This is a genomic window from Saccharothrix espanaensis DSM 44229 (genome assembly GCF_000328705.1).
In the GTDB taxonomy this organism is placed as follows: Bacteria; Actinomycetota; Actinomycetes; order Mycobacteriales; family Pseudonocardiaceae; genus Actinosynnema; species Actinosynnema espanaense.
Genome location: NC_019673.1, coordinates 5,250,059 through 5,265,717, shown reverse-complemented (window position 1 = coordinate 5,265,717; position 15,659 = coordinate 5,250,059). Strand labels below are relative to the sequence as shown.

The 15,659-nt window shown below is 77.1% G+C and carries 2 protein-coding genes and 1 pseudogene; all 3 read left to right on the top strand.

Translation table 11 applies throughout. The annotated features are described in order from the left end of the window. Positions 1-534: 534 nt before the first annotated feature. The gene (locus tag BN6_RS42250) at positions 535-2,787 is read left to right on the top strand and encodes a helix-turn-helix transcriptional regulator (protein ID WP_148302973.1); all 2,253 of its coding nucleotides are present in this window, start codon (positions 535-537) and stop codon (positions 2,785-2,787) included. 90 nt (positions 2,788-2,877) lie between these two features. Further along, positions 2,878-10,818, top strand: coding sequence for a type I polyketide synthase (locus BN6_RS22935; protein ID WP_015102130.1), 7,941 nt, complete (start codon positions 2,878-2,880; stop codon positions 10,816-10,818). A gap of 60 nt (positions 10,819-10,878) precedes the next feature. Beyond that, positions 10,879-15,648, top strand: a pseudogene (locus tag BN6_RS49715) (type I polyketide synthase); the annotation flags it as partial. Positions 15,649-15,659: the final 11 nt, after the last annotated feature.

Genomic DNA, 15,659 nt, shown 5'->3' with positions numbered 1-15,659 from the left:
GGTTGGGACGGCAGTCGGCGCGCGATCCGAGACGTCGTCGGATAGGGGTTGTGCCCATTGGGTGGGACGTTATGCGCGGGTGATGTTCAGGGGTGGCCGGGCGGCTCCGGTGCCGGAGAACGGGTGTACGGCGGTTGCGGGGAACGGGCTAATCGGCCGGTCTGCCGTTGCTTTCCGCGTGCGACCGAAAGCTCTGCGTGAACGAGTCGAAGTGGCCGGAAAATGTGTCGGAGTGGGCCGGTCCGAACGAGTTGATCTTCGCGTTGACTGCGCCTCCGCCCAGTTCGTATCCTGCCGTCCAAGCAAGAAGTGTGAACGCCACACCGCGATTCGCGGCCGGTCGGGTCCGGTCGCGGTGAACGCGGCCGGGCAACCGGGCACGGTGCTTCCCGCGAGCGCCGGCACTGCTGCGAGACCACCCCCACCACCTAGAACCGTCCCGGCGGGACGGTCGACCCGCCGTGCCCGCGTCACCGTCGACCTCGCGCGGCCGGGGCACCGATCGGACTACCGCCGCCGACCCCGGACGTGGAGATGGACGAGATGCACCTGGTTGGGCGCACTGGCGAATTCGGCACGCTGACCGCCGCGCTGCGGCGTTGTGCGGCGGGAGAAGGCGTCGTGGTCACGGTCACCGGGCCCCCGGCGGTGGGGCGCACCGAGCTGATCGAGACGTTCCTGCGGCACGCCGGCGACGCGCTGGTGCTCGCCGCGTGCGGGGCCGAGGCCGAGCGGGACTTCCCGCTGGCGGTCGTCGGGCAGCTCTTCCACGGTGCCGCGCTCGACCGCGACGAGGTGCGGGCGGTGTGCCGGCTGCTGGACGAGGGCGCGCACGCGACCGCCGCCGGGGCGCGGGTGCCGCCCGCGGTCCTCAAGGGGTTGGCGGACGCGGTGCTCGACCTCGCCGAGGACCGGCCGGTCGTGGTGGCCGTGGACGAGGTGCACCACGCCGACCCCGAGTCCCGGGAGTGGTTGCTGTACCTGGCGCGCCGGTTGCGGACGGCCCGGGTGCTGCTGCTGACCGGCGCGCGCGACACCGGCCGGCCGGCGGACACCCGGTTCGAGTGCGAGCTGGCGCGGCTGCCCTACCACCGGTGGATCGAGCTGGCCCCGCTGACCCGCGCGGCGTTGACCGAGCTGTTCCGCGACGAGCGCGTGGCCGACGCCGCCTACCAGGCCAGCGGCGGCAACCCGGTGCTGGTGCGGGCGCTCGTCGCGGACAGCGCGGGTGCCGACGGGCTGGTGGTGGGCCAGGCGTTCGCCCGCGCCGTGCGGTGGTGCCTGTTCCGGTTCGCGCCGGCGGCGGTGGCGGCGGCCTCGGCGCTGGCCGAGGGACGACCGGCCGACGCGGGCGCGGTGGCGGCGCTGGCGGCCTCCGGGCTGGTGGTCGACGGGGCGCTGCGGCACCCGGTCATCGAGACCGAGGTGCTGGTGGCCCGGGGTTCGTCCAAGGTGGACGGTCAGCGCCGGGCGAGCCGGCTGTTCTGGCGCGGCGAGGTCGCCGCCGGGCTCGCCGCGCTCGACCAGCAGCCCGGCTCGGCGCGGATGGCCGACTGGCTCTCGTTCTGGTTCCCGGCGCTGCGCGACCGGTGGGCGGCGCTGGACGTGCCGCGCGACCCCGGCACCGCGCCGGACGGCCTGCGGGTGCTGGCCGACCTGCTGCGCCGGCAGACCCCGGGCGACGCCGTCGAGCAGGCCGAGCAGGTGCTGCGGGACTGCGCGATCACCCCGTCCTCGCTGGAATCGCTGACCGGCGCGCTGGCCGGCCTGGTCTACGCCGACCGGGCGGACCGGGCCGCCCGGTGGTCGGTGCCGCTGGTGGAGCAGACGACCACCCGCTGCCGGCCGGTGTGGCAGGCCGTGTTCGCGGCCATCCGCGCCGAGACCGCGCTGCGCCTGGGTGACGCCGAGGAGGCCGAGCGGTGCGGGCGGGCGGCGTTCACCCACTTCTCGGTCGAGCAGTGGGGGGTCGCGGTCGGGATGCCGCTGGCCACCCTGGTGCGGGCGAAACTGGCCCTGGGCAAGGTCGAGGACGCCGCGCGCTACCTGGCGGTGCCGGTGCCGGACGCGGTGTTCGACTGCGTCGCCGCGCTGCCCTACCTGGAGGCGCGCGGGCAGGACCGGCTGGCGGCCAAGCGACCGGAGGCGGCGCTGGCCGACTTCCGGCGCTGCGGCGAACTGGCCGTGCGGTGGGAGGTCGACCTGCCCGGCCTGGTGCCCTGGCGGCTCGGCGTCGCCGAGGCCCACGTCCAGCTGGGCCGGACCTCCGCGGCGCGGGCCGTGGTCGACGAGCAGTTGCTGCGGCTGCACCCCGGGCCGTCCAGGACGCGCGGGCTGTGCCTGAGACTCCGGGCGGCGGCCGCGGACCACCGCGACCGGCCGCGGCTGTTGGAGGAGGCGGTCGACGTGCTGCGCCAGGCCGGCGACCGGCTCGCGCTGGCCGCCGCGACGGCCGAGCTCGGCGACGCCTACCGGGCCGTCGCCGACACCGGGCGGGCGGTCGTCGCCGACCGCGCGGCGCGGCTGCTCGACCGGGCCCCCGTCGAGTCCGGTGTGGACGGACCGGACGACGTCGCCGGGCTCAGCGCCGCCGAGCACAAGGTGGCCGGGTTGGCCGCGCGGGGCTTGAGCAACCGGCAGATCGCCGCCAAGCTGTACGTCACGGTCAGCACCGTCGAACAGCACCTCACCCGGATCTACCGCAAGCTCGGCGTCGGCCGGCGGTCGGAACTGCCGGGCCGGCTGGGCCGGCTCACCGGGGAACCAGGGGTTCATAGGGGTGCCTAGGGGGTGAACCCCTCCCTTCCCGCGCGCAGGGTGGACTCGGGCGCACGTCGCCCGTCCGACTCCCCGGGGTGAAGGAGCGTTGAGCGCGCGATGACCATCGACGACCGCCGGCCGTACGCCCAGGGTCACCTCGGAGCCGTCGCGGTGGTGGGACTCGCCTGCCGGCTGCCCGGTGCCGCCGACCCGGCCGCGTTCTGGCGGTTGCTGGACACCGCGACCGCCGCGATCGGCCCGACGCCCGCCGACCGCTGGGGCACCGCGCCCGGCGGCGGGCCCCGGCTCGGCGGCGCGCTGCCGGACGTGGCCGGGTTCGACGCCGGGTTCTTCGGGATCGGGCCCGCCGAAGCCGCGGCGGCCGACCCGCAGCAGCGGCTGGTGCTGGAACTGGCCTGGGAGGCGTTGGAGGACGCCGGGATCGTCCCGGCGGCGTTGGCCGGCACCCCGACCGGGGTGTTCGTCGGGGCGATCGGCGGCGACTACGCCACCCTGGCCGCCCGGCACGGCGGACCGACCCGGCACAGCCTGCCGGGGCTCAACCGCGGTGTGATCGCCAACCGGGTGTCCTATGTGCTCGGTCTGCGCGGCCCCAGCCTGACCGTCGACTCGGCCCAGTCCTCCGCGCTGGTGGCCGTGCACCTGGCGTGCGAGAGCCTGCGGCGCGGCGAGACCGGGATCGCCCTCGCGGGCGGGGTGAACCTCAACCTGGCGCCGGACAGCACGGCCGCCGCGCAGGAGTTCGGCGGCCTCTCGCCCGACGGCGTCGGCTACGCGTTCGACGCGCGCGCCAACGGGTACGTGCGCGGTGAGGGCGGCGGGGTAGTCGTGCTCAAGCCGCTGGCCGACGCGCTGGCGGCCGGCGACCCGGTGCACGCGGTCATCCTCGGCGGCGCGGTCAACAACGACGGCGCGACCCCCGGCCTCACCGTGCCCTCGGCCGACGCCCAGCGCGACGTGATCCGGGCCGCGCTCGCCGCCGCCGGGGTCGCGCCCGCCGACGTCCAGTACGTCGAGCTGCACGGCACCGGCACGAAGGTCGGCGACCCGCTGGAGGCCGCCGCGCTCGGCGCGGCCCTCGGCGACCGGCCCGACACCCTGCTGGTCGGCTCGGCGAAGACGAACGTCGGACACCTGGAGGGCGCGGCGGGCGTCGTCGGGCTGATCAAGGCGGTGCTGGCCATCCGGGAGCGGCGGATCCCGGCGAGCCTGCACCACACCACCCCCCACCCGGCCATCGACCTCGCCGGGCTGCGGCTGGCGGTGGCCACCGAGTCCGGCCCGTGGCCGCACCCGGACCGCCCGCTCGTCGCCGGCGTCAGCTCGTGGGGCATGGGCGGCACCAACGCGCACCTCGTCCTCACCGAAGCCCCGGCCCCCGCCGACACCCCCGCCGTCGGTGCCGCGGCGGGCGGGAACCTGGTGCCGGGTGCGGTGGCCGTGCCGGTGTCGGGGAAGACGGAGGCCGCGTTGCGGGCGCAGGCCGCGCGGTTCGCCGACCTGCTCGCGCACGCCGACCCCGCCGACGTCGCGCACTCCGCGGCGACCACGCGGACCGCCTTCTCCCGGCGCGCGGTCGCGGTGGGCACCGACGCCGCCGGGCTCGTGGACGCGCTGCGCGACCTGGCCGCCGGACGCCCGTCGCCCGCCGTGGTGACGGGCACGGCCACCGCGACCGGCCGGACGGTGTTCGTGTTCCCCGGGCAGGGATCGCAGTGGGTCGGCATGGCGGGCGGGCTGCTGGCGCGGTCGCCGGTGTTCGCCGCGCACCTCGCCGAGGTGGACGCCGCCCTGCGCCCGCACGTCGACTGGTCGCTGGTGGAGTTGCTGCGCGACGGGCTGCCGCTGGACCGGGTCGACGTCGTGCAGCCCGCGCTGTTCGGCGTGATGGTGTCGCTGGCGAAGCTGTGGATCGCGGCCGGTGTGCGGCCCGACGCGGTGATCGGGCACTCCCAGGGCGAGATCGCCGCCGCGCACGTGGCGGGCGCGCTGTCGCTGGCGGACGCGGCGGCCGTGGTCGCGCTGCGGGCCCGGGTGATCGCCGCGAGCGCCGCACCCGGCGGGATGGTCTCGGTGCCGCACCCGGTCACCCGGGTCCTGACCGCGCTGACGCCGTGGGCCGACCGGCTGGCGGTCGCCGCCGTGAACGGGCCGACCGCGACCGTCGTGTCCGGCGAGCCGGCGGCGCTGGCCGAACTGGTCGCCCGCTACCGCGCGGACGGTGTCGACGTGCGGACCGTCCCGGTGGACTACGCGTCGCACTCGCCGCTGGTGGAGTCGTTGCGGGAGAACTTGTCCGAGGTGCTGGGCCGGGTGGGCTCGCACGGGATCCGGCCGCGCTCGGCGGACAGCGCGTTCTACTCGACGGTCACCGGCGGCCTGCTCGACACCTCGCTGCTGACCGCCGACTACTGGTACCGCAACCTGCGCCAGACCGTGGAGTTCGCGGACGCGGTGGCCGCCGCCGTCCACGACGGGCACACCTCCTTCGTGGAGATCTCGCCGCACCCGGTCCTGGCGGCGGGGTTGCGGGCCATCGCGGACACTCTGCCCGACGTGGACATCACGGTCGCCGCGTCGCTGCGCCGGGACGAGGGCGGCAGCGCCCGGTTCCTCACGGCGTTGGCCGGGGTGCACGTGCGCGGTGGCCACGTCGACTGGGCGGCGGTGGGCGGCGGCACTCGGATCCCGTTGCCTACCTACCCGTTCCAGCGTCAACGGCACTGGCTCGACACGACCACCACCGTCGAGGTCGTCCGCGCGACGACCGCGCCCGTCGAGTCCACAGTGGACGCGAAGAGCGGATCGGCGCTGGACAGCGTGCTGGCGGTGGCGGCGGTCGTGCTCGGGCACCCGCACGCCGACGCGGTCGACCCGACGGCGACCTTCCGCGACCTCGGCTTCGACTCCGCCGGCGCGGTCGAGTTCCGCGACCGGCTGGCCGACGTCACCGGGGCCAGGCTGCCCTCGACGCTGACCTTCGACCACCCGACCCCGGTCGCCGTGGCGCGCTTGCTCGACGGTGCCGGCGCGCCAGCGCCCGAGGTCGTCCGGCGGCGGGTGGACGACGACCCGGTCGTGCTGGTCGCGGCCGGCGGGCGGTGGCCGGGCGGCGCGGACACCCCGGAAGCCCTGTGGGACCTGCTCGCCGCCGGCGTGGACGCCATCGGGCCGTTCCCGGCCGACCGGGGCTGGGACCTCGCCGCCCTCTACGACCCGCGGGCCCGGCGACCCGGCACCACCTACACCCGCGAGGGCGGGTTCCTGCCCGGCGCCGACCGGTTCGACGCCGCGTTCTTCGGGCTCGGCCCGCGCGAGGCGGCGGTGACCGACCCGCAGCAGCGGCTGCTGCTGGAAGCGGCCTGGGAGGTGGTCGAGCGGGCGGGCATCGACCCGGTCGCGCTGCGCGGCAGCCGGACCGGCGTGTTCGTCGGCGCGATGGCCCAGGACTACGGGCCGCGCCTGCACGAGACGCCGGAGAGCTTCGAGGGCCACAACCTCACCGGCAGCCTGACCAGCGTCGCCTCCGGGCGGCTGTCCTACGTGTTCGGGTTCGAGGGGCCGGCGCTGACCGTCGACACGGCCTGCTCGTCGTCGCTGGTCGCGCTGCACCTGGCGGTGCGGGCGCTGCACGCCGGCGAGTGCGACCTGGCGCTGGCGGGCGGCGTGACGGTGATGGCGCGGCCGGGCCTGTTCACCGAGTTCTCCCGACAGCGCGGCCTCGCGCCGGACGGCCGGTGCAAGCCGTTCGCCGACGCCGCCGACGGCACCGCGTGGGCCGAGGGCGTCGGCCTGGTCCTGCTGGAGCGGCTGTCCGACGCGCGGGCGAACGGGCACCGGGTGCTCGCCGTGGTGCGCGGCAGCGCGGTGAACCAGGACGGCGCGTCGAACGGCCTGACCGCGCCCAACGGCCCCTCGCAGGAGCGGGTGATCCGGGCGGCGCTGGCCGACGCCGGGCTGGGACCGTCCGATGTGGACGTCGTGGAGGCGCACGGCACCGGCACCGCGCTCGGCGACCCGATCGAGGCGCAGGCGGTCCTGGCGACCTACGGGCAGCGCGCCGGCCGGCCGCTGCTGCTGGGCTCGGCCAAGTCGAACCTCGGGCACACCCAGGCGGCGGCCGGCGTGACCGGCGTGATCAAGATGGTGCACGCCCTGCGCGAGCGGACCGTCCCCGCGACGCTGCACGTCGACCGGCCCTCGCGGCACGTGGACTGGACGGCGGGCGCGGTCACCGTGGTCGCCGAGCCGACCGCGTGGCCCGAGGTCGACCGGCCCCGGCGCGCGGCGGTGTCCTCGTTCGGGATCAGCGGCACCAACGCGCACCTCATCCTGGAGGAGCCGCCCGCCGAGCCCGACCTCCCGCAGCGGCCCCCGGTAGCCGGGCCGGTCCCGTGGGTGCTGTCCGCCCGTTCGGCGGAGGCGTTGCGGGACCTGGCGGCCCGGCTGCGCGCGCACCCGGCCGGCGACCTGGCGGACACCGGCTTCACGCTGGCCACCGCGCGGGCCCGGTTCGAGCACCGCGCCGTCCTGGTCGCCGCCGACGTTGACGGGTTCACGGCGCGCCTCGACGCCGTGGTGTCCGGCGACCCCACCGCCGTCGGGGTCGCCGGGCGCACCGGGAAGACCGCGTTCCTGTTCACCGGTCAGGGCAGCCAGCGACCCGGCGTCGGACGCGGGCTGCACGCCGCGTTCCCGGCGTTCGCCGCCGCGCTCGACGAGGTGACCGCCGCGCTCGACGCGCACACCGCGCGGCCCGTGCGCGACCTGCTGTTCGCCGAGCCCGGCACGCCCGACGCGGTGTTGCTCGACCGCACCGAGTTCGCCCAGCCCGCCCTGTTCGCGCTGGAAGTGGCGCTGTTCGCGCTCGCCGGGTCGTTCGGGGTGCGGCCGGACTTCCTGATCGGGCACTCGGTCGGCGAGATCGCCGCCGCGCACGTCGCCGGCGTGATGACCCTGGACGACGCGGCCCGGCTCGTCGCCGCGCGCGGCGCGCTCATGCAGGGCGTCACGGCGGTCGGCGCGATGGCCGCGATCCAAGCATCGGAGCAGGAGATCACGCCCGAACTGGGCGGCGGGGTCGACCTCGCCGCCGTCAACGGGCCCACGTCGGTGGTGGTGTCGGGCGACGCGGACGCCGTCGTCGCGCTGGCGGCCCGGTGGCGGGAGCGCGGTCGGCGGACCAAGCGGTTGCCGGTCAGCCACGCGTTCCACTCCGCGCACCTTGACCCGGTGCTCGACGCGTTCCACGCCGTGGCCGCCGGGCTGTCCTACGCCGAACCGGCGATCCCGGTCGTGTCGAACGTGCACGGGCGGTTGGCCGCCCCGGGCGAGTTGACCACGGCGGACTACTGGGTCGCGCACCTGCGCGGCGCGGTCCGGTTCCACGACGGCGTGAGCGCCCTGCACGACGCGGGCGCGCGCACTTACCTCGAACTCGGGCCCGACCCCGTGCTGACCGCGCTCACCCTCGAAGGGGTCGACGCCACGACGGCCGTCGCGGCGCTGCGCTCCGGGCAGCCGGACGCCCACGCGTGGCTGGAGGCGTTGGGCGGCCTGCACGTCGCCGGTACCCCGGTCGACTGGACGCCGGCGTTCCCCGGCGCGCGGCGGGTCGACCTGCCGACCTACCCGTTCCAGCGGCAGCGGTACTGGCTCGACGCGCCGGCACCCGCCGACGTGACCGCCGCCGGGCTCGCCGAGGCCGGCCACCCGCTGCTGGGTGCGGCCGTCGACCTGGCGGACGGCCGGGTCGTGCTGACCGGGCGACCCGGGCACCCCGTCACCGGCGCGGTGCTGCTCGACCTGGTCGCCCACGCCGGGGCGCGGGTCGGGCTGCCGACCGTCGCCTCGCTGACCGTGCACGCCCCGCCGGCCGCCGCTGCCGGAGCGGTGTCGGTGCAGGTCGCCGTCGAGTCCGAAGTGGACGGTGTGCGGGCGGTCTCGGTGCACTCGCGCGACGGGGACGACTGGGTCCGGCTCGCCGAGGGCGTGCTCGCCGATTCGCGCCCGGTCGACGGCTTCCGGGTGCCGGCGGACGCGCGCCCGGTCGACGTGGCGGGGCTGTACGCGGCGCTGGCCGGGCGTGGCTACGAGCCGGCGTTCGCGGGCGTGACGGCGGCGTGGCGGCACGGCGACCACGTGTACGCCGAGGTGCGCCTGCCTGCCGAGGCCGAGCGGCACGCGTTGCTCGACGCCGTGCTGCACGCCGTGGTGGGTATCGGGTTGGACGACGACCGCCTGCTGGTGCCGTCGGTGTGGCGCGGGGTCGCCGGGAACAGCGCCGGCGCGGAGGTCGTGCGGGTGCGGATCGTGCCCACCGGGGACGACTCGGTGTCGATCAACGCCGTCGACCAGAGCGGGACGCCCGTGCTCGCCGTCGACTCGCTGGTGCTGCGGCCCGTCACGGCCAAGGCGCGCGGTTACCGGATCGACTGGGTGCCCGCCCCGCGGGCGGACGGCGAGGCCGCGTGGGCGTTGCTCGGCGAGCACGGACCCGGGCACGGGTTCGCGGTGGTCGAGATCGAGGCCGCCGGCGGCCCGGTGGAACGGGCGCGCGCGCTCACGTCCACCGCGCTCGACCTGGTGCGGGGGTGGTCGCCGGACACGACGCTCGTGCTCGTCACACGCGGCGCGGTCGCCACCGGCCCGCAGGACCGGGTGACCGACCCGGCCGGTGCGGCGGTGTGGGGTGTGGCGCGATCGGCACCGGACCGGGTGGTCGTGGTCGACCTCGCACCGGGCACCGGGTTCGACGGTCTGGGTGCCGCGCTGGCCACCGGCGCGCGGCAGCTCGCGGTCCGCGCCGAGGTGCTGGTGCCCACCCTCGTCCGGGTCCTCGACGCCACCGACCCCGATCACGACGCTGCGGTGACGCTCGACCCGGACGGCACCGTGCTGGTCGCGGGCGGTACGCACGGTGCTGGTGCCGAGGTGGCCCGGCACCTGGTGCGCCGGCACGGCATCCGGCACTTGGTGCTGACCGGGGCCGGCGGGGCGGACCTGGTCGCCGAGCTGGCCGGGCTGGGGGCCGCCACCGAGGTGGTGGCCGTCGACCTGGCCGACCGGGCGGCCGTCGCGGACCTGCTCGCGGGGCTCGCTCGCCCGGTGACCGCCGTCGTGCACGCCGACCCGGAGGCCGGGGTGGACGCGGCCTGGCACCTGCACGAGCTGACCGGCGACCTGGCCGCATTCGTGCTGTACACGTCGGCGGCGAGCGTGCTGGGCGACCCGGGACGACCGGACCGCGCCGCCGTGGACGGGTTCCTCGACGGGATCGCCGGGCTGCGCGCCGCCGCCGGGCTCCCGGCGACCTCGATCGCCTGGGGACCGCCCGCCGGTGACCCGGCCGCCGGCCTGCTGCCGCTGTCCGCGCGGGCCGCGCTCGACCTGCTCGACACCGCGCTGGACGGTCCCGACGCGGTGGTGGTCGCGGCGCGGCTCGACGCGGCCCGGGTGGTGTCGCCGCTGCTGCGCGCCGGCACGCCGCCGCCGGCGGTCGTGCCGGACGTCGAGGACCTGTCCGGGCTCACGCCCGCCGAGCAGGAGCGGACGCTGCTGCTGCTGGTGCGGTCGACCGGCGCGGCCGTGCTCGGGCACCCGTCGTTCGACGCGATCGACCCGGACCGGGGTTTCCTCGACGGCGGCTTCGACTCGCTCAGCGCCATGCGGCTGCGCGAACGGCTCGGTGCCCGGGTCGGTCGGCGGCTGCCGTCGACCCTGGTGTTCGACCACCCGACGCCGGCCGCCGTCGCGGTGTTCCTGCGCGAACTGCTCGCGCCGGCCACCGCGTCCGACAACGACACCGACACCGACACCGGGCCGGGGCCGGTGGTCGCCGACCTGGACCGGCTCGCCGAGCGGCTGGGCGACCCGCTGGACGACGCGGTGCGCGCGGCCGTGGTCGACCGACTGCGCGGCCTGCTGTCCCGGCTCGACACAGGGCTCGATTCTGGGCTCGACCCGGGGCCCGTGCCGGCGGTCGAGGGGACCGACGAGCTGTTCGACCTGATCGACGCCGAACTCCGGCTGTCCTGACCCTTCCCGACGACAGCCCGGCCCGGCTGTCCAACGGAACCCGACCTGAGGGGGCTCACCGTGAGCGACGAGCAGAAGCTGCGCGACTACCTGGCCAAGGTCACGGCCGTGCTGCGGCAGACCCGGCAGCGGCTGGCGGACGTGACCGCCGCCGCCACCGAGCCGATCGCCGTCGTCGGCACGGCCTGCCGGCTGCCCGGCGGCGTCGACTCGCCGGAAGCGCTGTGGCGGCTGCTCGCCGAGGGTCGCGACGGCACCGGCCCGCTGCCGACCGACCGGGGCTGGGACCCCGACCTGTACGACCCGGACCCGGCGCGCAGCGGCAAGTCCTACACCCGCCGGGGCGGTTTCCTGTACGACGCGGGCGACTTCGACGCGGACTTCTTCGGCATCCCGCCGCGCGAGGCGCTCGCCGCCGACCCGCAGCAGCGGCTGCTGCTGGAAACCACCTGGGAGGCGTTCGAGCGCGCGGGCATCGACCCGGACACCTTGCGCGGCAGCGACGCCGGAGTCTTCGTCGGTGTCATCGCCCAGGAGTACGGCCCGAGCCTGCACCACAAGCCCGCGCAGGACACCGACGGGTACATGCTCACCGGCACGACCACCAGCGTGGCGTCCGGCCGGATCGCCTACACGTTCGGGCTGGAGGGCCCGGCGGTCACCGTCGACACCGCGTGCTCGTCGTCGCTGGTCGCCGTGCACCTGGCGATCCAGGCGCTGCGGTCGGGGGAGACCTCGCTCGCGGTCGCGGGCGGCGCGACCGTGCTCGGCGGTCCGGGCGTGTTCGTGGAGTTCTCCCGGCAGCGCGGCCTCGCCCCGGACGGGCGCTGCAAGGCGTTCTCCGACTCCGCCGACGGGACGGCGTGGTCCGAGGGCGTCGGCGTGCTCGTGCTGGAACGGCTCTCCGACGCCCGCGCCAAGGGGCACCCGGTGCTGGCCGTGCTGCGTGGTTCGGCGGTCAACCAGGACGGCCGCAGCACCCAGCTCACCGCGCCCAACGGCCGGTCGCAGCAGCGGGTGATCCGCTCGGCGCTGGCCGCCGCCGGCCTGGAACCGTCCGATGTGGACGCCGTGGAGGCGCACGGCACCGGCACCCGGCTGGGCGACCCGGTCGAGGCGCAGGCGCTGATCGCGACCTACGGCGCGGACCGCGCGGGCGAGCCGCTGTACCTGGGGTCGATGAAGTCGAACATCGGGCACGCCCTGGCGGCGGCCGGGGTCGCCGGGATCATCAAGGTGGTCGAGGCGGTGCGGCGCGGCGTGCTGCCCAAGACCCTGCACGTCGACGCGCCGACCACGCACGTGGACTGGGCGGGCAGCGGGGTGCGGCTGCTGGAGTCCGCCCGGCCGTGGCCGGAGACCGGGCGTCCGCGCCGCGCGGCGGTGTCGTCGTTCGGGGTGAGCGGCACGAACGCGCACGTCATCGTCGAGCAGGCCGAACCGGTCGCCGCTGCGGAGATCGCCGACGACGTGCCGCCGGTCGTGCCGCTGGTGCTCTCCGGCGCGACCGAGGCCGGGCTGCGGGCGCTGGCGGCGCGGGTGCTGCCGGTGGTCGAGGGCGGTGTGCCGCTCGCCGACCTCGGGTTCTCGCTGGCCACGACGCGGGCGGCGTTGGCGCAGCGGGCCGTCGTGGTCGGGGCCGACCGGGCGCAGCTGGTCGACGGGCTGCGGTCGTTGGCCGACGGGTCCGGCGCGGTGACCGCGCGGTCCGCTGGCGCGTCGGCGTTCCTGTTCACCGGGCAGGGTGCGCAGCGGGTCGGCATGGGACGTGAGCTGTACGAGGCGTACCCGGTGTTCGCGGCGGCGTTCGACGCCGCCGTCACCGAGCTGGACCGGGCGTTGGGCGCCCCAGCGTCCTACTCAGGGTCCTATCCGGGGCCCTACTCGGTGGCCGATGTGGTGTTCGGGGCGGAGGGCGTGCCGTCGGACGCGTTGGACGACACGGTCTACACGCAGACTGGGCTGTTCGCGGTCGAGGTCGCGTTGTTCCGGCTGTTCGAGTCGTGGGGTGTGCGGCCGGACTTCGTCGCGGGCCACTCGATCGGCGAACTGGCCGCCGCGCACGTCGCGGGCGTGTGGTCGCTCGCCGACGCGGCGACGCTGGTCGCGGCGCGCGGCCGGCTGATGGCGTCGTTGCCCGCAGGCGGCGCGATGGTCGCCGTCGAGGCGACCGAGGCGCGGGTGCGGGCAGCGCTCGCCGGGTTGTCCACTGTGGACATTGCGGCGGTCAACGGTCCCACGTCCGTCGTGGTGTCCGGTGACGAGGCGGCGGTGCTCGCCGTCGCCGCCCGGTTCGCCGGCGACGGGGTGCGCACCAAGCGGCTGCGGGTCTCGCACGCGTTCCACTCGCCGCTGGTCGAGCCCGTGCTCGCCGAGTTCCGCGCGGTCGCGGAGAAGCTGACCTACCGGGCACCGGCGATCACCGTCGTGTCCGCGCTGACCGGCGCGGTCGCGACGGCGGCGGAGCTGGCCGACCCCGGCTACTGGGTGCGGCACGTGCGCGAGGCGGTCCGGTTCGGCGACGCGGTGGACACCCTGCGCGGGCGCGGCGCGACCACCCTGGTCGAGCTCGGGCCGGACGCGGTGCTTACCGCGATGGCCCGGCAGAGCCTGCGGGACGCGCCGGTCCGGGCGGTCGCCGCCCTGCGCCGCGACCGCCCGGAGGCCCCGGCGGTGGTCGCCGCGCTGGGCGCGGCCCACGCCGGCGGTGCCGCCGTCGACTGGGCGGCGGTGTTCCCCGGCGCGCGGCGGGTCGACCTGCCCACCTACCCGTTCCAGCGCACCAGGTTCTGGCTCGACGCCAGCGTCGCCGCCGGCTCGGCCACGACGCCGGCGGCGACCGGCGGGCGGTTCTGGGACCTGGTCCGCGCGGGCGACCCGGCGGGGCTGGCCGCCGAACTCGGCGACGAGGCGCTGCACGGCCCGGTGTCGGCCGTCCTGCCCGCGCTGACCACCTGGCTCGCCGAGCGGTCCGACGCCGAGCGGGTCGACGCCTGGCGGCACCGGGTCGTCTGGCGGTCCACCCCCGACCCGGCGGGCCGGCTGTCCGGCACCTGGCTGCTGGTCGCGCCCCCGGCGGGCCACCAGTGGGTGGCGGCGGCCGAGCGGGCGTTGACCGCGCGCGGCGCGGACGTGCGGGTGGCGACCGAGGTGACCGGGACCGAACGGGTCGCGGGCGTGCTGTCGCTGCTGTCGCTGACCAAGGGCGACCACCCGGACCACCCCGGGGTACCGGCCGCGCACACCGCGACGCTCGACCTGCTGCGCGCCCTCGACCCGGTCGACGCGCCGCTGTGGGTCGTCACCCGGGGCGCGGTCGCGGTCCAACGCGGCGCGGACGCCGACCCGGACCACGCCCTGCTGTGGGGCGTCGGGCTGATCGCCGGGGCCGAGCACCCCGGCCGGTGGGGCGGGCTTGTCGACCTGCCCGTCGACGCCGACGCCGCCGCGTGGGACCGGCTGGCCGCCGCCCTCGCCGGCGGCGAGAGCGAGCTGGCGGTCCGCGCCGAGGGCGTCCTCGCCCGGCGGATCGTCCGCGCGCCCGCCGAGCCGACCACCCGGCTCTGGCGGCCGCGCGGCACCACCCTGGTCACCGGCGGGACCGGCGGGCTCGGCGCGCGCGTCGCGGCGTGGCTGGCCGAGCGCGGCGCGCCCCGGCTGCTGCTGGTCAGCAGGCGCGGGCCGGCCGCACCCGGGGCCGCCGAGCTGGTCGCCGAGCTGACCGCGCTGGGTGCCGAGGTGGACGTGGTGGCGGCCGACGTGGCGGACCGGGCCGCGCTCGCCGGCGTGCTCGCCGCCATCCCGGCCGAGCACCCACTCGACGCCGTCGTGCACACCGCCGCCGTGCTGGACGACGCCCTGCTGGGCGAACTCACCCCGCAGCGGGTCGCCAACGCCCTCGCGGCGAAGGTCGGCGGCGCACGGGCGCTGGACGAGCTGACCCGGGACGTGGACCTGTCGGCGTTCGTGCTGTTCTCGTCGCTGGCGGGCGTGCGAGGCACGGCCGGCCAGGGCAACTACGCGCCCGGCAACGCCTACCTCGACGCGCTCGCCGCCCGCCGGCGCGCCGCCGGGCTGCCCGGCACGGCCGTCGCGTGGGGCCAGTGGGCGGGTGACGGCATCGTCGACGCCGAGGTGGACCGGGTGCTGGCCCGCTTCGGGCTCACCGCGCTGCCGCCGGAGCTGGCGGTCACCGCCCTCGGGCCGGTGCTCGACGCCGACGAGACCGCCGTGGTGGTCGCCGAGGTCGACTGGCGGGCGCTGGCCGGCCCGGTCCCGCTGGTCGCCGAGCTGACCGGTGCCGAGCCGGGCGGCCAGGCCGCGGCGGCGGAGCCCGGCGGGGACGCCTTCCTGCGCGAGCTGCCCGGGCTCGGCGCGGCCGAGCGGACCGCGCGGCTGGTCGCGCTGGTGCGCGCGGAGACCGCGGCCGTGCAGGGCCGCGACCTCGCCGCGGTCGAGGCCGAGCGCAGCTTCCGCGACCAGGGCTTCGACTCGCTGTCCGCGCTGGAACTGCGCACCAGACTGGGCACGCGCACCGGGCTGCGGCTGCCGTCGACCCTGGTGTTCGACCACCCGACGCCGGTCGCCGTCGCCGCCCACCTCGACGCCGGACTGGCTCCCGCCCCGGCGGCGTCGGTCGACTCGGCCGTCGACGCGCTGGTGGAGGCGGCGGCGGGCGCGGACCCGGCGAGCCGGGCGCTCGCGGCGGCCCGGCTGCGCGAGCTGATCGCGGGCTGGGACACCCCGGCCCCGACCTCGGTGGCGGAGCTGGAGCACGCCGACGACGACGAGCTCGCCGCCTTCATCAGCACCACCCTCGGCATCTCCTGACCGGTCGAGCA